Annotated in this window: 16 protein-coding genes; 4 read left to right on the top strand and 12 right to left on the bottom strand. The window is 69.4% G+C overall.

Features of this window, described 5'->3' with window-relative positions:
* Positions 1 to 6 precede the first annotated feature (6 nt).
* Both creC and creB read right to left on the bottom strand, forming a co-directional pair.
* Positions 7 to 1,449 (bottom strand): two-component system sensor histidine kinase CreC, encoded by a 1,443-nt coding sequence (gene creC / locus AC1DMS_RS28265; protein ID WP_478182015.1) that lies wholly within the window; start codon positions 1,447 to 1,449, stop codon positions 7 to 9.
* Positions 1,446 to 2,228, bottom strand: a complete 783-nt coding sequence (gene creB / locus AC1DMS_RS28260; RefSeq protein WP_436288786.1) for a two-component system response regulator CreB — start codon at positions 2,226 to 2,228, stop codon at positions 1,446 to 1,448. Before creB ends, creC begins: the two co-directional genes overlap by 4 nt.
* A 567-nt stretch (positions 2,229 to 2,795) precedes the next feature.
* Here creB and AC1DMS_RS28255 point away from each other — a divergent pair.
* Positions 2,796 to 3,749: a YcjF family protein gene (locus AC1DMS_RS28255; protein WP_478182014.1), complete on the top strand. Its 954-nt coding sequence runs from the start codon at positions 2,796 to 2,798 to the stop codon at positions 3,747 to 3,749.
* 12 nt (positions 3,750 to 3,761) lie between these two features.
* Here AC1DMS_RS28255 and cueR read toward each other — a convergent pair whose 3' ends face one another.
* Positions 3,762 to 4,166: a Cu(I)-responsive transcriptional regulator gene (cueR, locus tag AC1DMS_RS28250; protein ID WP_012745194.1), complete on the bottom strand. Its 405-nt coding sequence runs from the start codon at positions 4,164 to 4,166 to the stop codon at positions 3,762 to 3,764.
* A complete protein-coding gene (locus AC1DMS_RS28245; protein WP_012745195.1) occupies positions 4,163 to 4,357 on the bottom strand; it encodes a heavy-metal-associated domain-containing protein in 195 nt (64 codons plus the stop codon). The genes cueR and AC1DMS_RS28245 overlap by 4 nt, the downstream gene beginning before the upstream one ends.
* A gap of 135 nt (positions 4,358 to 4,492) precedes the next feature.
* On the opposite strand from AC1DMS_RS28245, the gene AC1DMS_RS28240 reads away from it, so the two are divergent.
* Positions 4,493 to 6,736 (top strand): heavy metal translocating P-type ATPase, encoded by a 2,244-nt coding sequence (locus AC1DMS_RS28240; protein WP_012745196.1) that lies wholly within the window; start codon positions 4,493 to 4,495, stop codon positions 6,734 to 6,736.
* A 13-nt stretch (positions 6,737 to 6,749) separates the two neighbouring features.
* Here AC1DMS_RS28240 and AC1DMS_RS28235 read toward each other — a convergent pair whose 3' ends face one another.
* The 4 genes from AC1DMS_RS28235 to AC1DMS_RS28220 form a co-directional block, all read right to left on the bottom strand.
* Positions 6,750 to 7,232: a GNAT family N-acetyltransferase gene (locus AC1DMS_RS28235; protein WP_012745197.1), complete on the bottom strand. Its 483-nt coding sequence runs from the start codon at positions 7,230 to 7,232 to the stop codon at positions 6,750 to 6,752.
* Positions 7,233 to 7,299: 67 nt separating this feature from the next.
* Positions 7,300 to 8,526: a beta-ketoacyl-[acyl-carrier-protein] synthase family protein gene (locus AC1DMS_RS28230; protein WP_062363858.1), complete on the bottom strand. Its 1,227-nt coding sequence runs from the start codon at positions 8,524 to 8,526 to the stop codon at positions 7,300 to 7,302.
* Positions 8,523 to 8,825, bottom strand: coding sequence for an acyl carrier protein (locus tag AC1DMS_RS28225; RefSeq protein ID WP_012745199.1), 303 nt, complete (start codon positions 8,823 to 8,825; stop codon positions 8,523 to 8,525). The genes AC1DMS_RS28230 and AC1DMS_RS28225 overlap by 4 nt, the downstream gene beginning before the upstream one ends.
* Before the next feature lie 17 nt (positions 8,826 to 8,842).
* Positions 8,843 to 9,721: an alpha/beta hydrolase gene (locus AC1DMS_RS28220; RefSeq protein WP_478182013.1), complete on the bottom strand. Its 879-nt coding sequence runs from the start codon at positions 9,719 to 9,721 to the stop codon at positions 8,843 to 8,845.
* 142 nt (positions 9,722 to 9,863) lie between these two features.
* Between AC1DMS_RS28220 and AC1DMS_RS28215 the strand changes: the two genes are divergently transcribed.
* Positions 9,864 to 10,553 (top strand): response regulator transcription factor, encoded by a 690-nt coding sequence (locus AC1DMS_RS28215; protein WP_012745201.1) that lies wholly within the window; start codon positions 9,864 to 9,866, stop codon positions 10,551 to 10,553.
* Positions 10,550 to 11,962, top strand: a complete 1,413-nt coding sequence (locus tag AC1DMS_RS28210) for a sensor histidine kinase (RefSeq protein WP_478182012.1) — start codon at positions 10,550 to 10,552, stop codon at positions 11,960 to 11,962. Before AC1DMS_RS28215 ends, AC1DMS_RS28210 begins: the two co-directional genes overlap by 4 nt.
* Here the strand turns inward: AC1DMS_RS28210 and AC1DMS_RS28205 are convergent.
* The 4 genes from AC1DMS_RS28205 to AC1DMS_RS28190 all read right to left on the bottom strand — a co-directional run bounded on the left by AC1DMS_RS28205 (position 11,959) and on the right by AC1DMS_RS28190 (position 16,294).
* Positions 11,959 to 12,444: a RidA family protein gene (locus AC1DMS_RS28205; RefSeq protein WP_478182011.1), complete on the bottom strand. Its 486-nt coding sequence runs from the start codon at positions 12,442 to 12,444 to the stop codon at positions 11,959 to 11,961. The genes AC1DMS_RS28210 and AC1DMS_RS28205 overlap by 4 nt on opposite strands.
* A gap of 23 nt (positions 12,445 to 12,467) precedes the next feature.
* Entirely contained in the window at positions 12,468 to 13,571 is a 1,104-nt protein-coding gene (locus AC1DMS_RS28200; RefSeq protein WP_012745204.1) for an alkene reductase, read from the bottom strand.
* 84 nt (positions 13,572 to 13,655) lie between these two features.
* Positions 13,656 to 15,506, bottom strand: a complete 1,851-nt coding sequence (locus tag AC1DMS_RS28195; RefSeq protein WP_012745205.1) for an acyclic terpene utilization AtuA family protein — start codon at positions 15,504 to 15,506, stop codon at positions 13,656 to 13,658.
* Entirely contained in the window at positions 15,503 to 16,294 is a 792-nt protein-coding gene (locus AC1DMS_RS28190) for an enoyl-CoA hydratase/isomerase family protein (RefSeq protein WP_012745206.1), read from the bottom strand. Before AC1DMS_RS28190 ends, AC1DMS_RS28195 begins: the two co-directional genes overlap by 4 nt.
* Positions 16,295 to 16,298 lie beyond the last annotated feature (4 nt).

Below are 16,298 nucleotides of genomic sequence, written 5' to 3'. Positions count from 1 at the left end.
CCCCCTTCAGTGGTGTGACGGCAGCAGCGGCAGCGTGAGCGTGGCCACCGCGCCGCCGCGCGCCGCATTGCCGAGCTCGATGCGCCCGCGGTGCAGCGCGGCAATCTCCTTCACGAAGGCCAGCCCGAGCCCGGTGCTCTTCTTCTGGCTGTGCGGCCGCGCGAGCGAATAGAACTTCTGGAAGACCTTTTCCTGTGCGTAGTCCGGAATGCCCGGGCCATGGTCGCGCACGCTCACGCGCGCGAGCTTCGAGGTGGTCTCCAGCGTCAGCAGCACCTCGCTGCCCTGCGGTGAAAAATCGATCGCGTTGTCCAGCAGGTTGCTGATGGCGCGCCGCAGCAGGAAGGGGTCGCCCTCCGCGCGGGCCTGGGCGCGGATGTTCACGCGCACGTCGATGTTGCGCTTGGCCGCTGCAGGCTGCGCGCTGATCGCGATGTCCTCGATCAGCGAAGCCAGCGCCACCGGCTCCGTGCGGTCCAGCCCGTGGCGGGTTTCCAGCGCGGTGAGCTCCATCATGCGGTCGACGATTTCCTGGATGCGCTGCGTCTCGCGTTCGATGTTCTTCAGGAAGCGCTCGCGCTCCGCATGCGGCATCGACGGCTCCTGCAGCAGCTCGGCCGCGCCGCGGATCGCCGAGAGCGGGCTCTTCACTTCGTGCGTGAAGGTCTGCACGTAGTCGGCCACGTAGTTGCGGCCGGTCAGCGCATCGCGCATTTCGCTGAAGCCGGTGCGCACCGCATCCACGGCGCGCCGCGCCATGCGCGAAAGGCTCAGCGTGCGCTGCGCGCGCACCCAGGCCCAGTAGTCCGAGATCAGCCCGAAAGGCCGCACCAGCCAGACCGAGACGATCACCGCCAGCAGCAGCAGCGCCAGCCCCGAACCCACGCCCACCCACAGCGTGCGTGCGCGCGCGTCCTCCACGAACTGGCCGAAGCTCTGCACCGGCTTGCCGACGCTGACCATGCCGACGATCTCGTTGTTCCACCGGATCGGCGCGCCCACGTACATCACCGAGGTGCGCGGGTCGCCGTCGACGTCGCGCGAGGTGCGCGCGCCGTACAGGCCGGCGAGCGTGCGGCTCACGTCGCTCCACTGCGAATAGTCGGCGCCCAGGTGCCGGCCGAGCGAATCGAACACCACGCGGCCGCTGCGGTCGGTGACGTACACGCGCAGCTCGACCCGGTTCTTGTGCAGGTTGTAGATCTGCGCGGAGAACTCGCGCGCATAGACCGTGCGGAACAGCGGCTCCAGCCGCGCGGTGTTGAGGGCGCCCGCGATCACGTCCTGCTCGACCAGGCTGGCCACGAGCTGCGAAGTCTCGACCAGCGATTCCTCGGCCGATTCGCGGTAGCGCGGATCGATGTCCGACACCACGCGGTAGAGCAGGAAGGCGATGCCCACCGTGTAGATCAGCAGGATGCCGATGAATATCCTTGTACGCCGGCTCACGGCGTATGCGGCAAATCTTCGTTCAGCGCATAGCCGGTGCCGCGCAGCGTGCGGATCGGCTCCACCTCGGGCGCCACGGCCTTGAGCTTGGCGCGCAGGGTCTTCACATGCGCATCGACCGTGCGGTCGAAGCTGTCGCTCGCGTCATCCCAGACCATCTGCAGCAGCTCGTCGCGCGTGAACACGCGTCCGGGCCGCTGGACCAGCAGGCGCAGCAGCCCGTATTCGTAGCGCGAGAGCTCGAGCAGGCGTCCGTAGTAGCGGATCTGCATGCGCTCGTTGTCCAGCGCAAACGGCATTGCGGGGGCCTGGGCAGTCGCTGGAGGCGCCGCGCCCGGAATTCGAGGGGGTACCCCATCGCCGGGGCCCGCGGCCCCTCCAGCGCCCGCTCGTGCGCTGCGCCGCAGGATGGTGCGCACCCGCGCCACCAGTTCGCGCGGCGAAAAGGGCTTGGCGATGTAGTCGTCGGCACCGAGTTCCAGCCCGACCACGCGGTCGATCTCGTCGCTCCTCGCCGTGAGAAACAGCATCGGCACCTCGGCGCCGCCCTGCGACTGGTTCAGCGCGCGCAGCCGCTTGAACAGCTCGAAGCCGTTGAGGTCGGGCAGGCCGACATCCAGGATCGCGAGCGCCGGCGGCTCCTGCGCGAACTGCGCGATGGCGTCTTCGGCCGTGGCGCACCAGACCGGCGTGAAGCCATCGCTCTTGAGCACGTACTGGAGGGTGTCGGCAATGCCCGATTCGTCTTCGGCGATCAGGATCCGCGGTTTGAAGCTCATCCCCGGATGTTAGCGAGCGGGCGCCGTCCGGCGATGCTGGTTTGGCTGCGTGGCGCCGCGAACACGGCGCGGCCGTCCACGGACTTTTTTTCGGGCGCGGCGCTGTCCCCGTTTCTATTTCTTATTTCTCTTATTCAAATTAGTAGTAGTAGATAAGGGCAGCGCCGGTCTGTGGACATGGCACTTTTTTCCTTGCGTGACATGGACTTGTCATGCCCGCGTCACTGTGCGCAGCTGCGCTTCCGTGCTGTCGCGCCAAAAGGAACAACATTGCCGGAAGCGCCGGCCCTGTGGATAACGCCCTGCTTGTGCCGGAAATCTCCCCAGAGTTGTCCTTTGACAGGCTCCGGAAAATCTGCCAAAGGCGTTTTCCGGCGCGAGAAATTCATTGCCTCATATTTGGGCAGACTGTAGATTTTCCTTAAAGATCAACCACTTAGCTTTCTCTTACAAGGAAGTGCGAGTGTTATCCACAGAGTTGCCCAAGCTTTGTGGGGAGAACCGGCGGCGGAACCTTCGGGCGCCCTGCCGAACGAACTTTGTCCCTCAACCAGTGGAAATTCGAACGTGACACCTTCCGAAACCCGGGCCATCGTGTCCCTCAGCCTGCTGGCCGCCTTTGTCGACGGCGAGAAGCACGAGCGCGAACGCGCCGAGATCAAGCGCATTGCCGAAGGTCTGTCGCAAGCCGACGGCGTGAACCTGCCCACGCTCTACCAGGACGTGCTGATGAAGCGCGTCTCGCTGGCCTCGGTCGCGGGCGAGCTCAAGAGCACGGAATCGAAGCAGCTGGCCTACGAGATGGCGGTGTGCGTGTGCGATGCGGACGGCACGCAGTCCGATGCCGAGCGCATGTTCCTGGCGGACGTGCGCAGCTCGCTCGGGCTCGATGCCTCGGCGGCGCAGTTCTCGCAGCAGGCGGAAGAGATTGCGGCAGCGGTGCCGGCGGCGGCTGCCGGCACCGCTACAGCTGTCGCGCCTGTTGCTGCTGCTGCGCCATCGCCCGACAGCGCGGAGCTCGACAAGTCGATCCTCAACGCCTCCATCCTCAACGGCGCGCTCGAACTGCTGCCCGAGACGCTCTCGACCATGGCGATCATTCCGCTGCAGATGAAGCTGGTCTACCGCATCGGCAAGGCCTACGGCTACGAGCTCGACAGCGGCCATGTGAAGGATTTTCTGGCGACGGTCGGCGTGGGCCTGACTTCGCAGTACCTGGAGCAGGCCGGGCGCAAGCTGCTTGGCGGCCTGCTCGGCAAGATGGGTGGCGGTTTGTTGCGCGGCCTCGGCAACCAGGCGGTGAGCTCGGGCATGAGCTTCGCCTCGACCTATGCGCTCGGGCACGTGGCCAAGCGCTACTACGCCGGCGGCCGCACGCTCTCGGCGCAGATGCTCAAGGAAACTTTCTCGGGCGTGGTGCAGGAAGGCAAGAGCCTGCAGACCCAGTACCTGCCGGCGATCCAGGAAAAGGCCCGCACCCTCGACGCCGGAAAAGTGCTGTCGCTCGTCAGGGGAGCGTGAGTCTTTCTTCGCTTATTTCGCGAGGTCGTCGAGGATGGGGCAGTCGGGGCGTGCGTCGCCGTGGCAGCAGTGCACCAGGTGCGCAAGCGTGCTGCGCATCGACTGCATGTCGGCAATGCGCTGCTCCAGTTCGCCCAGGTGCCTTTGCGCAATGCGCTTCACGCTGGCGCTCGCACGGCGGCGGTTGTGCCACAGGCCCACGAGCTCGGCGATCTCTTCCATCGAGAAGCCGAGATCGCGCGAACGCTTGATGAAGCGCAGCGTGTGGATGTCGGCATCGCCGTACTGGCGGTAGCCGCTGTCGGTGCGCGCCACCGGGGGCAGCAGGCCCAGCCCTTCGTAGTGGCGCACCATGCGCGCCGAGACACCCGAGAGCCGCGCGGCCTCGCCAATGGAAACGGTGCCGAAGCCGCTCATTGGACCCGGTAGCCGGCGTTCTCGATGGCCGCCACGATGTCCTTTCGGGGCTGCGCGCTCACCACGTCGACATGGCCGGTTTCAAGATCCACCGTGACCTGCGCTTCGGGGTCCACCGTCTGTACCGCGTTCTGCACCGCGCTCACGCAGTGGCCGCAGCTCATGCCCGATACCTGGAATTTCTGGCTCATCGTGTTTGCTCCTTTTGGATGAAATGAAGTGAACGAAGCGCCAGTTTGAACCTTCTCATGATGTCAATGTCCAGCGCAGGGACACTGCGCGTGCCGGCTTGACCTTGCCATGATGTGAGACTTTAGCCTCGGGGCATGGACAATCTGCTGCACAACCTACACGACCCGATGAGCACCCTCGATCTTTCCGTCGGTGGCATGACCTGCGCCTCTTGCGTGATGCGCGTGGAACGCGCGCTCAAGAACGTGCCGGGCGTGCAGGACGTGAGTGTCAACCTCGCGACCGAATCGGCCCGCGTGGTGACCGCCGCCGGCGGCGAAGACATGAACGCCCGCCTGCGCCGCGCCGTGCGCGCCGCCGGCTACGAGCCGCGCGCGGCCAGCAGCGCGGCCGACGACGCCGCTGCGCTGTCGCCCTGGTACGGTTTCGGGCCCGTGGGCGTCGGGCTGCTGCTCTCGATACCGCTCTTGGCACCGATGCTCGGCCAACCCTTCGGGCAGGACTGGATGCTGGCGCCCTGGCTGCAGCTGCTGCTGGCGGCGCCAGTGCAGTTCTGGCTCGGCGCGCGCTTCTACCGCGCGGGCTGGCATGCCGCAAGGGCGGGCACCGGCAACATGGACCTGCTGGTGGCGCTCGGCACCAGCGCGGCATTCGGCTTGTCGCTCTGGCTCTGGTGGCGCGCGGCCACGGGCGATCATGCGGGGCACGGCGGCATGCCGCATCTGTATTTCGAAGCCTCGGCCGTGGTGATCACGCTGGTGCTGCTCGGCAAGTGGCTGGAGGCGCGCGCCAAGCGGCAGGCCACCTCGGCCATCCGCGCGCTGCAGCAGTTGCGGCCCGAGACCGCGCACCTGGTCGGTCCGCGCGGCGAAAGCGACGTGCCGTTGGCCGAGGTGATGGTGGGCGACCGGCTCGCGGTGCGTCCGGGCGAACGCGTGCCCGCCGATGCGCGCGTGATCGAGGGGCAGTCCGAGGTCGATGAATCGATGCTCACGGGCGAGCCGCTGCCGGTGCCGAAGGGCCCTGGCGACGCACTGACGGGCGGCGCCGTGAACGGCGACGGCCGCATGGTCGTCGAGGTGAGTGCGGTGGGTGCCGAGAGCGTGCTGGCGCGCATCATCCGCCTGGTCGAGGATGCGCAGGCCGCCAAGGCGCCGATCCAGCGCCTGGTGGACCAGGTCGCGGCCGTGTTCGTGCCGGTGGTGCTGGCGATTGCGCTGGCCACGCTGGCGGGCTGGCTGCTCGCGGGCGCCGGCATCGAGCTTGCGATGATCCATGCGGTGGCCGTGCTGGTGATTGCCTGCCCCTGTGCACTGGGCCTGGCAACGCCGGTCGCGGTGATGGCCGGCACCGGCGTGGCGGCGCGTCGCGGCATCCTCATCAAGGACGCGCGGGCGCTGGAGCTGGCGCACCGTGTCGGCACCGTGGCCTTCGACAAGACCGGCACGCTGACGCTGGGCCGCCCGGTGCTCACGGCGCTGGTGCCGGTGGCGGGCGGCGGCGACGAAGCCGCATTGCTCGCCATCGCTGCGAGCCTGCAAGGCGGCAGCGAGCATCCGCTGGCACGCGCCGTGATGGCGGCTGCCGCGCAGCGTGGCCTGCAGCCGCCGCCGTTGAGCGCGATGCAGGCGATGCCGGGCCGCGGCGTGCGCGGCCTGGTGGATGGCGAGCCCTGGGCCATTGCCAGCCTGCGCTGGTGCGCGGAGCTCGGCGCCATGCCCGACGCCGCACAGCTCGAGCGCCTGCATGCGCAGGGCGCCACGGTGTCCGCGTTGCTGCGTTTCGACGCGGCGGGCGCTGCCCGGGTGCAGGCGCTGCTGGCCTTTGCCGACGAGCCCAAGCCCGAAGCCGCGCAAGCCATCCGCACGCTGCATGCACGCGGCTTGCGCGTGGTGATGATCTCGGGCGACAACCTGCGCGCTGCGCAGGCGATGGCCGCGCGGCTCGGCATTGCGGCCGAGGACGTGCGCGCCGAGGTGCTGCCCGCCGACAAGGCGGCGCAGGTCAGCGCCCTGAAGAAGAACGGCCAGGTGGTCGCGATGATCGGCGACGGTGCCAACGACGCACCCGCACTGGCCGCGGCCGACGTGGGCATTGCGATGGCGCCTGCGGGCGGCGGCACCGACGTGGCAATGGAAGCGGCGGGCATCACGCTGATGCGCGGCGACCTGGCGCTCGTGGCCGAGGCGCTCGAGCTCTCGGCACGCACGGTGGCCAAGATCCGGCAGAACCTGTTCTGGGCCTTTGCCTACAACGTGGCCGGGATTCCGCTGGCCGCCTTCGGGCTGCTGAGCCCGGTGGTGGCGGGTGCGGCGATGGCGTTGTCGAGCGTCAGCGTGATGGCCAACGCGCTGCTGCTGCGGCGCTGGAAGCCCTGAGCCTTCGCCGATCTCAATCGATCAGCAGCGCCAGCAGGTGATCGTCGATGTAGTCGGCCTCGCCGGCGCGCTTGTAGAACCTGCGCAGGGTGCCTTCGTACTCGAAGCCCAGCTTCTCGTAGAAGCGCAGGCCCGGCGCGTTGTCGCTCTCGGCATAGAGCTCGATGCGCTTGACGCCCTCGGCCTTGAGCCTGGCAATGGCATCGTTCACCATCGCCTGCGCAATGCCCTTGCCGTGCAGCGACGGATCGACCGCCAGCGTGCCGAAGCAGGCCACGTGCCGCGCGCGGCCCGGGTAGCGCGTCGCACGGTAGAAGCCCGCGACGCGGCCCTCGGCTTCATAGAGGTAGAAGCTGCGGCTGTCGACCAGCTCCTTGTAGATGGCGCGGAATTCATCGAGCGGCATCGGGTCGTAGCCGAGGAACGGCACCACGCTCTCGTGCATGTAGATGGTGAAGACCGCTTCGAGGTCCTGGGGTGTGGCGAGCCTGCGCATGGATGACGGGTTTTCTGCGGATGCGGCGAAGGCGCCAGCATACCCAGTCCCGCCGGCACGCTGTTCTTCAACGGCCCGCAACCAGCACGGCGTTGGTGCCTCCGAACGCGAACGAATTGGAAAGCACGTAGCGCAGGTGGCGGGCTTCGCGCGGCTCGCCGCGCACGAAGTCCAGATCGAAGGCCGCATCGGGCACGCGCAGGTTGGCGGTCGGCGGAAGCACCCCTTGCGCCAGCGTTCGCAGCGCCGCCACCAGCTCGATGGCACCGCCGCCGCCCAGCGCATGGCCGTGGATGGCCTTGGTGGCGCTCACGGGCGTGGCGTTGCCGAACACTTCGCGGATCGAGGCAGCCTCGGCGGCGTCGCCGGCAATGGTCGCCGTGCCGTGCGCATTGATGTGGCCGACCTGCGCGGCCTCGATCCCCGCATCGCGCAGCGCCGCGCGCATGGCACGCACCTGGCCGGCGGAGTCGGGGTTGGTGATGTGCGTGGCGTCGCAATTGGTGGCATAGCCCGCCAGGAAGAGCGAAGAGGCGTGGACGGCGCCTCGCGCGCTGGCATGCGCTTCCGATTCGAGCACCAGCGCCGCCGCGCCTTCGCCGAGTGCGAAGCCCGCGCGGTCGCTCGAGAACGGCCGACAGGCGCTGGCGGGTGCACCGGGCGGCGGCGGCGCCGTGACGCGCATCGCATGCCAGCTGGCCATCACGCCCGGCGTGAGCATGGCCTCGTGTCCCCCGACGATGGCCACATCGATCCAGCCGCCCCGGATGGCGCGCATCGCCTCGCCGATGGCCACGGCCGAGGAGGCGCAGGCGCAGGCGTATGCAATGGCCGCGCCCTGTGCGCCGAACTGCAATGCGAGCTCCGCCACCGCCGCGTTGGGCATCACGGTGAGCACGGTGGTCGGCCGCATGCGGCGCTGCTCACCGTAGAGCGCGCGCGTGGTGTCGTCGAAGCTGCCGGCGCCCGCCAGCCCGCTGCCCCAGTAGATGCCCAGGCGTTCGGGGTCGACGCTGCCGGCAGCCAGGCGCGCCTGCGCTGCGGCATCGCGCGCGGCCGCGAGTGCCATGGCGGTGCCTCGATCGAGCGGCAGGCGCGAATTGCTGCGCACGGCGGCCGCGTCGAAATCGCAGGCGGCCACGGCCAGCGTGATCGGATCGAGGCCCGCGATCTCGAGCGCTCGCGCGCGCACCGCGGAACGGCCGCTGAAGAGCGCATCGTCGAAGGATTCGACGGTGCCGCCCAGCGGTGTGACCAAGCCGATGCCGGTGACGTGAACGCGGGCGCCGCTCACGCCTGCGCGGCCATCGGCGAATCGAGCTTGCAATCGATCTGGGCTTCGATCGCCTCGCACAGGTGGCCGAGCGTGATGCCGGCCTCGCGCGGATCGAGGCGGTCTTCGGGCAGGCGCAGATGGAAGGCGTCTTCCACCGCGAACACGAATTCCATCAGCGACAGCGAATCCAGGCCGAGCTCGGACAAGGCCGCGCCGGGCGCGATGGCATCGCGCGCCACGTCGAACTGGTTCACCAGGATCGCGGCGATGCTGTTGAAGACGGTCGAAGACGAGGAGGAGGAGGAGGAAGAAGACATGGCGTGCTTTCTTTCTTTCAGGCGGCCAGCGGGCGCGCGGACAGGGCGCCGAAGGGCTCGGGCGTGCCGTGGGCCACGGCATCGGCGAAGGCGCAGGTTTCGCGCACCACCTGGTGGCGGTCGTTGTCGATCGTGATCATGTGGTAGCTGTTGCCCAGCACCACGCTGCGGAAGGACGGGCAGCGAAGGCCGCGCGCAAGGAGGTCGACATTGGCGAGGCTGGCCACCTCGTCCTCGCGCGCATGCAGCGCGAGCACGCTGGCGCATTGCACGCGGTGCAGGTTGCGCCGCACGTGGCGGATCAGCCGATCGTGCTCGCGCAGGTGGCCCACGCCGATCACCGCGCTGCCGGCGCTCGACACCTTGCGGTGGCGCAGCTCGCGCTCGATCCAGGCACGCACGCGTTCGTTCTTCACGCCGTAGGGCGCGCGTTCGCGGTATTGCCAGAAGCGGCCGAGCGGCGTGTAGAAGGCCAGCGGCAGCAGCACCTGCGTTCGCGGCACGGCCCAGCCGTCGAAGCGCAGCGTGGTCGACATCAGCACCAGCGCATCGACGCCGCTGCCGCAGCGGATGGCCGCGCCCAGCGCCAGCGACGAACCGGCCGAGATGCCCACCAGCACCACGCGATCGTGCGCTGTGCGCAGCGCCTTCACCCGTGCTTCGATGGCGTCGATCCAGCGTTCGTACGGCAGCGCCTGCTGCACCGGTGCGGCGGCATCGAAGGAGTAGCCGTCGACACGCATCGGATGCACCGGGTAGCCGCTCGCGCGCAGGGACGACTGCACGGTCAGGAGCTCGTCAGGTGTGCTGCATAAACCATGCAGCAGCACAATGGCCGTGCGCCGCACCGCGGGATGCACGACGCTCAGGAGATCGGAGGGATCGCGGGCGCTCATCGCGTGGTGCGAGCGGCCCGGAAAGAGACCCGTGCCGCAGGTTGCTGTCGTATGCTCATGGCGCGTTTATCGCCGGGGTGTGCTGACCGGCCGCTGACCCTCCTTCGCGCAAGAATAGGCACTTCCAACCACCACACACACCATGCGAATCCTGCTTGTCGAAGACGATGCCGTGCTGCGCGACGTGATGCTGCGCAGCCTTGCGGATGCCGGCCACCGGGTCGACGTGTCGACCAACATCGAGGACGCCGACCACCTCTGGCGCGTGCAGCCCTTCGATGCGGTGCTGCTCGACCTGAACCTGCCGGCCACGGCCAGCCCCACCAGCGGCCTGGCGAGCGGCCTCAACGCCCTGCGCCAGGCGCGCGCCCGCGGCGACCGCACGCCGGTGCTGGTGCTGACGGCGCGCGGCCGCACCGAGGAGCGCATCGCGGGCCTCGATGCCGGCGCCGACGACTACCTGGGCAAGCCCTTCGACCTGGCCGAGGTCGAGGCACGGCTGCGCGCACTGGTGCGGCGGGCCAAGGGCACCGAGGACATCGTGCTGCTGGGCCAGCTCAAGCTGGACCGCAAGGCGCGCCGCTTTTCCACCGCGAGCGGGCCGCTCGACCTGCCGGCGCGCGAGTTCGAGGTGCTGTGGGAGCTGATGAGCCCGCCGGGCCGCACGGTGAGCAAGCGCGCGCTGTCCGACAAGCTCTCCAGCTTCGACGAATCGCTGGGCGACAACGCGCTGGAGGCCTTCATCTCGCGGCTGCGCAAGAAGCTGGCCGGTTCGGGCGCGGGCATCCGCACGCTGCGCGGCATCGGCTACCTGCTCGAAGCCGAAGTGTGAGCCGCACGCAGCCGGCCGCGCCCGGGCCATCGAAGGCAGCGCCTTCGCTCACGCGGCGCGTGCTGCGCAACGTGCTGGTGCCGCTGGCGCTCACGTGGATGGTGGGCGCGGTGATCGCGCTGGTCATCGCCAACTATTTTTCCGAGCAGGCCTTCGACCGCGCGATGCTCGACGACGCCTATGCGCTTTCGGCCAACGTGCAGGCGGGCGAGCGCGGCATCGAGCTGCTGCTCACGCCGCGCGAAGTGGCCACGGTGCTGTTCGACCAGGTCGACAAGATCTACTTCGCGGTGCAGCGGCTCGACGGCACGCTGATCTCGGGGCAGCCGGGCCTGACTGCGCCGCTGCCCACGGGCGATGCGCGCTACCGCTTCTCGGACGTCAACTTCGACGGCAAGGTCCTGCGCGCGGTGGTGCTCGAGCCGGTTGCCGAGGCGGGCACTCTGATGCCCTACCGGGTGGTGATTGCCCAGACCACGCTGAGCCGCGCGGCGCTGGTGCAGCGGCTGCTCGGCTATGCGTTGGCGCCGCAGGTGCTGCTGCTGGTACTGCTCGCGGTATGGCTCTGGCATGGCATTCGCAGCGACCTGCGTCCGCTCGGCGAGCTCCAGCAGGCGCTGGACCGGCGCGATGTGTACGACCTTTCTCCGGTCGCGGTGGTGCGCACCTCGCGCGAGGTGCAGCGCCTGGGCGATGCCGTCAATGCGCTGTTCGACCGGCTGAACCACAGCGTGCGCGCGCAGCGCGAATTCGTGGGCAACGTCGCGCATGAGCTGCGCACGCCGCTCGCGGGCATCCGCGCACTGGCCGAATACGGGCTCGCGCAGCACGACTCCAGCGTGTGGCGCGAGCAGCTCGCGCGCGTGGCCGAGCGGCAGGCGCGCGCGAGCCACCTGATCGACCAGCTGCTGGCGCTCGCGCTCGCGGATGAAGCGCGCACCGGCCTCGCGCGCGAGCCGGTGCGGCTCGACATGCTGGCCGAGCAGACGGTGCTGCGGCACCTGGCCCGCGCCGACGCGCACGGCGTCGACCTGGGTGCGCGCGGCCTCGACGAGCGCGTGACGGTGCTTGCCAACGAAGCGCTGGTCGAGGGCATTCTCGACAACCTGATCGACAACGCGCTGCGCTACGGCGGACGCACCATCACCGTCGAGCTGGCGGGCCGCACCCTGAGCGTGATCGACGACGGCCCCGGCATTCCGCTGGAAGCGCAGCGCGACCTGATGCAGCGCTGGTCGCAGGGCCCGGCGGGCCAGAAGCTCGGGCAGGGCTCGGGCCTGGGCCTGTCGATCGTCGCGCGCTATGCGGAGCTGCTGGGCGCCGAGCTGCGGCTCGATGCGGCCGAGCCCACGGGGCTGCGCGTGAGCATCAGCTTCGCGGAACTGCGCCTGGCGGCGGCCGGCGATTAATCCCCGAACTCCGCTTCGCCTTCGATCTCGACCGGGAGGTTGAACGGAAGCTCCGCCATGCCGACGGCACTGCGCGCGTGCGCGCCGATCTCCGGGCCGAAGAGCTCGAGCACGAGGTCCGAGAAGCCGTTGATGACGGCGGGCTGCCTGTCGAAGCCCGGTGCCGAAGCCACCATGCCGAACACGCGCGTCCAGGCGGTGATGCGGTCGAGGTCGCCGAGCGCGCGCTGCAGGCTGCCGAACATCGCCAGCGCGGTGAGCCGCGCCGCCGCGTAGCCCTGCTCGACCGTCAGCTCGCGGCCCAGCTTGCCGAGCGGCGCGGCAATGGTGCCGTCGGCATTCAGCGGGCCGTGGCCCGAGATGATGGCGCGGCGCCCGGCGATGCGCACGAAGGCGAAAGGCAGCACCACGCCCGGCGGCGGCGTGACCGGCGGCGGCAGCACGAGACCGAGCGTGGCGAGTCGCTGTTCGATGCGGGCCATGGCGTTTTTTTTCTCCTGCAAACTCAGTCCAGCGCCGGATAGTCCGTGTAGCCCTGGGTGCCGCCGCCGTACATGGTGGCCTTGTCCACGGCATTGAGCGGCGCGTTCTCGCGCAGGCGGCGCACCAGGTCGGGGTTGGCGATGAAGGGCTTGCCGAAGGCGACGAGGTCATCGCCTTCCTTGACGGCCTGGTCCGCCAGCGGCTTGTCGTAGCCGTTGTTGACCATCCATGCGCCCTTGCCGCCGGCCTCGCGGTAGGCGGCCTTGAGTGCCTCGTAGTCGAAGGGGCGGTCCTCGATCTCGCGCGGGCCGCCGGTGGCGCCTTCGATCACGTGGATGTAGGCCAGGCCGAGCGGGGCGAGCTGCTTCACCACGTAGGTGAAGAGCGGCTGCGGATCGGAGTCGTGCACGTCGTTGGCCGGCGTGACGGGCGACAGGCGGATGCCGGTCTTGCCGCCGCCGACCGCGTCGACCACGGCGCGCGTGGCCTCCAGCAGCAGGCGGGCGCGGTTCTCGATGCTGCCGCCGTAGTCGTCGGTGCGCTTGTTGCTGCCGTCCTTCAGGAACTGGTCGAGCAGGTAGCCGTTGGCGCCGTGGAGTTCCACGCCGTCGAAGCCGGCGGTTTCCACCGCGTTGCGCGCGGCGGCTGCATAGGTGTGGACGATGCCGGGCAGCTCTTCGGCATCAAGGGCGCGCGGTTCGGAGGTTTCGACGAAGGTCGGCATGCCCTCCTTGATGAGCACGGTCTTGGTCCTGGCCGTGATGGCCGAGGGCGCGACGGGCTTGCCGCCGCCGGGCTGCAGTTCGCTGTGCGAGACGCGGCCCACATGCCAGAGCTGCACCACGATCTTGCCGCCCTTGGCATGCACCGCATCGGTCACGCGCTTCCAGGCGTCGAGCTGCTCGGTGCCGTAGAGGCCCGGCACGTCGGCATAGCCCTGGCCCTGGTGGCTGATGGCGGTGGCTTCGGTGATGAGCAGGCCGGCGCTGGCGCGCTGCGCGTAGTAGGTGGCGGCAATGTCCTGGGGAATCGCGTTGGGCGAACGGTTGCGCGTGAGCGGCGCCATCACGATGCGGTTGGCGAGCTGCAGGTCACCGGCCTGTACGGGATCGAAGAGGGAGGGCATGGCGAAACGTCAAAGAGTGGGACAGAGGCCGCGAGGCTAAACCTGCACAGTCAAACCTGCTGTCGCACGGTTGTCCGTTTGCTGCTAGGCGTTCAGGGCGCTGCGATCGGACCCTGCGAGCGCGAGCAGCTCCGCGCTCACGCGCACGGGCATCGCAAGCAGGATCTGCCCCATGCCCTTGCCGAGCGGATCGTTGCGCAGCGAGGCCATGCCGCCGCCGCCGAGCGCCTGCTCGCAGACGAAGTTGAAGGCGCCGATGCCCGGCACTTCGTAGCGCGTCACCGGTCCCTTGACGAGGTGCGCGAGCCATTCGGCCACGCGCGCTTCGCTGAGCTGGCTGCGCAACAGCGGCAGCAGGGCAGGGTGGCGCGCGATGACGCCGATGTTCGAGGTGTCGCCCTTGTCACCGCTGCGGGCCCAGGCCAGGCGGATGAGCGGCACTTCGATGGCGTCGGCATCGACGGAGGCCACGGCATTCGCATCGACGGCCGCCTGTCGTGGCGAAGGCGCATCGGCCGCCGCCGCAACCACGGCGTCGCGCGGGATCTCGATGTGCTGTCCGTCGATGCTCACGCGCGCTTCGACCATCGTCTTGTCGAGCAGGAAGGCGTACTGCCGGATCGACGCCGCTACCGAGGGCCGCCCGCCCGCGCCCGTGGTGCCCGGCGCCCACGAGGTGCCGGCCGGTGCCACTTCGCGCGCGAAGAGTTCGAGCGCCTCCTTGTGCGCATGCGTGACCGCGAGCCGCAGCACGGCCTCGCGCGTCTGCAGGGCCTGCGCATGCGGGCCATAGCAGGATTCGGCGCCGAGCACTTCGAGCTGCGTGCCGCTGTAGGGACCAAGGCCTTGCTGGTCGAACAGCGCACCGGTGCGCGCAAGGATCGCCTCGCCGGTGCGCCTGGCCTTGGCCACGGCGTCGAAGCCGACGATGGTGAGCTGCGCCGCGGTCTTGAAGCCCTCTGCATAGGTGGCGCAGACCTTGTAGCTCGCGGTGGGCGCGCGGCCCCGCGCGCCATGCACGCGCACGCGGTGCTCGCCGGCCTGCGCGATGCGCACCTGCGTGAAGTCGGCCACCACGTCGGGCAGCAGGTAGGCCGACGGATCGCCGATCTCGTAGAGCAATTGCTCGCCCACCACAGCCGGCGTGAGCTTGCCGCCGGTGCCCGCGGGCTTGGTGACGATGAAGCCGCCATCGGCGCTGCACTCGACGATCGGATAGCCGATGTTCGGCCAGTCGGGCACGGTGTCCCAGTCGGTGTGCAGGCCGCCGGTGGCCTGGCAGCCGCATTCGATGATGTGGCCCGCGAGGCTGCCGGCTGCGAGCAGGTCGTGGTCGCCGGGTTGCCAGCCGAACGCATGCATCAGCACGCCGAGCGTCACGGCCGAATCGACGCAGCGGCCGGTGATGACCACCTGCGCGCCTGCATCGAGCGCGGCCTGGATCGGCCGTGCGCCCAGGTAGGCATTGGCCGTGAGCACGCGCCCGGGCAGCGGCGCGCCGCTCTGCAGTTCGCGCACCGGAGGCTGCTGCTGGCGCAACTGCGGCAGCAGCGGCGAGACGTCGTCGCCGCTGACCACCGCGATCTTCAGCGCGACGCCCTGCTCGGCCGCGAGCGCGGCCAGTGCATCGGCGCAGCCCTGCGGATTGACGCCGCCCGCATTGCTCACCACGCGGATGCCCTGCTGCACGACATCCTTCAGCACCGCCTTCATCGCGATGGAGACGAAGTCGGTGGCGTAGCCGAGCTCCGGTTTCTTGAGCCGCGCGCCCGCGAGGATCGACATCGTGAGCTCGGCCAGGTAGTCGAACACCAGGTAGTCGATCTGCCCGCTGGCCACGAGCTGCGGCGCGCCCACGCTGCTGTCGCCCCAAAAGCCCGAGGCGCCGCCGATGCGCACGATGCGTTCGCTGCTGTTGTTGCTGCTCGCGTTCATCGGCCGCTCCACTGCGGCTTGCGCTTTTCGCGGAAGGCGAGCTGGCCTTCGGCCGCATCTTCCGTGAGCGCGAAGAGGCCGATCTGGCTCTCGGTGAAGGCGATCGATTCCTCGAAGGCCATGGCCTCGATCTTCTTCATCGTATACAGGCCGCGGCGGATGGCGGCGGGCGACTTGTCGAGCATGCGGCCGAGCAGCCAGTCCAGGCTTTCGTCGACGTTCTCGCCCACGCGGTTCACGAGCCCGTGCTCGAGCGCCTGCGCGGCGGTGATGGGCTCGCCCGTGAGGCACATCTGGGCCAGCACGCGGCGCGGCAGCAGGTTGCCGAGCACGCTGAGCACCTGGGCGGGAAAGAGGCCGACCTTGACCTCGGGCAGGCCGAACACGGCGTGGCTGCCGGCAACCGCCATGTCGCACATGCCCAGGAGGCCCATGCCGCCCGCCATGCAGGCACCGTTGACGCGCGCGACCAGCGGCACCGTCAGCTGCCGGGCCTGGCGCAGGAGGTTGGCGAAGCCCTGGTACGGCTCGGCAGGGTCGAACCTGAAAGAGGCGCCGCCTTGCAGGTCGGCACCGGCGCAGAAGGCGCGCGTGCCCGCGCCGGTGATGACCACGGCGCGCACGTCGCGGTCGGCGTCGGCGCGGGACAGTGCGGCCGAGAGCGCCGCGAGCACGCCGGGGCTGATGGCGTTGCGGCGCTCCTCGCGGTCGATGGTGAGCCACATCACGGGCCCGCGCATCTCCTCGCGCAGTTCTTGGTGATGATGAAATGCGGGGGCTTCGGCCATCGTC

It is taken from the genome of Variovorax sp. 05T418, from assembly GCF_056396385.1.
Note: the sequence above shows the minus strand (reverse complement) of the source record. Positions and strands in the feature narration are given on the sequence as shown.

Coding starts and splice junctions, on each gene's coding strand:
- creB (WP_436288786.1), bottom strand. CDS start 2,228: ATGAGCTTCAAACCGCGGATCCTGATCGCCGAAGACGAATCGGGCATT.
- cueR (WP_012745194.1), bottom strand. CDS start 4,166: ATGAGCGGCTTCGGCACCGTTTCCATTGGCGAGGCCGCGCGGCTCTCG.
- AC1DMS_RS28245 (WP_012745195.1), bottom strand. CDS start 4,357: ATGAGCCAGAAATTCCAGGTATCGGGCATGAGCTGCGGCCACTGCGTG.
- AC1DMS_RS28240 (WP_012745196.1), top strand. CDS start 4,493: ATGGACAATCTGCTGCACAACCTACACGACCCGATGAGCACCCTCGAT.
- AC1DMS_RS28235 (WP_012745197.1), bottom strand. CDS start 7,232: ATGCGCAGGCTCGCCACACCCCAGGACCTCGAAGCGGTCTTCACCATC.
- AC1DMS_RS28225 (WP_012745199.1), bottom strand. CDS start 8,825: ATGTCTTCTTCCTCCTCCTCCTCCTCGTCTTCGACCGTCTTCAACAGC.
- AC1DMS_RS28220 (WP_478182013.1), bottom strand. CDS start 9,721: ATGAGCGCCCGCGATCCCTCCGATCTCCTGAGCGTCGTGCATCCCGCG.
- AC1DMS_RS28215 (WP_012745201.1), top strand. CDS start 9,864: ATGCGAATCCTGCTTGTCGAAGACGATGCCGTGCTGCGCGACGTGATG.
- AC1DMS_RS28205 (WP_478182011.1), bottom strand. CDS start 12,444: ATGGCCCGCATCGAACAGCGACTCGCCACGCTCGGTCTCGTGCTGCCG.
- AC1DMS_RS28200 (WP_012745204.1), bottom strand. CDS start 13,571: ATGCCCTCCCTCTTCGATCCCGTACAGGCCGGTGACCTGCAGCTCGCC.
- AC1DMS_RS28195 (WP_012745205.1), bottom strand. CDS start 15,506: ATGAACGCGAGCAGCAACAACAGCAGCGAACGCATCGTGCGCATCGGC.
- AC1DMS_RS28190 (WP_012745206.1), bottom strand. CDS start 16,294: ATGGCCGAAGCCCCCGCATTTCATCATCACCAAGAACTGCGCGAGGAG.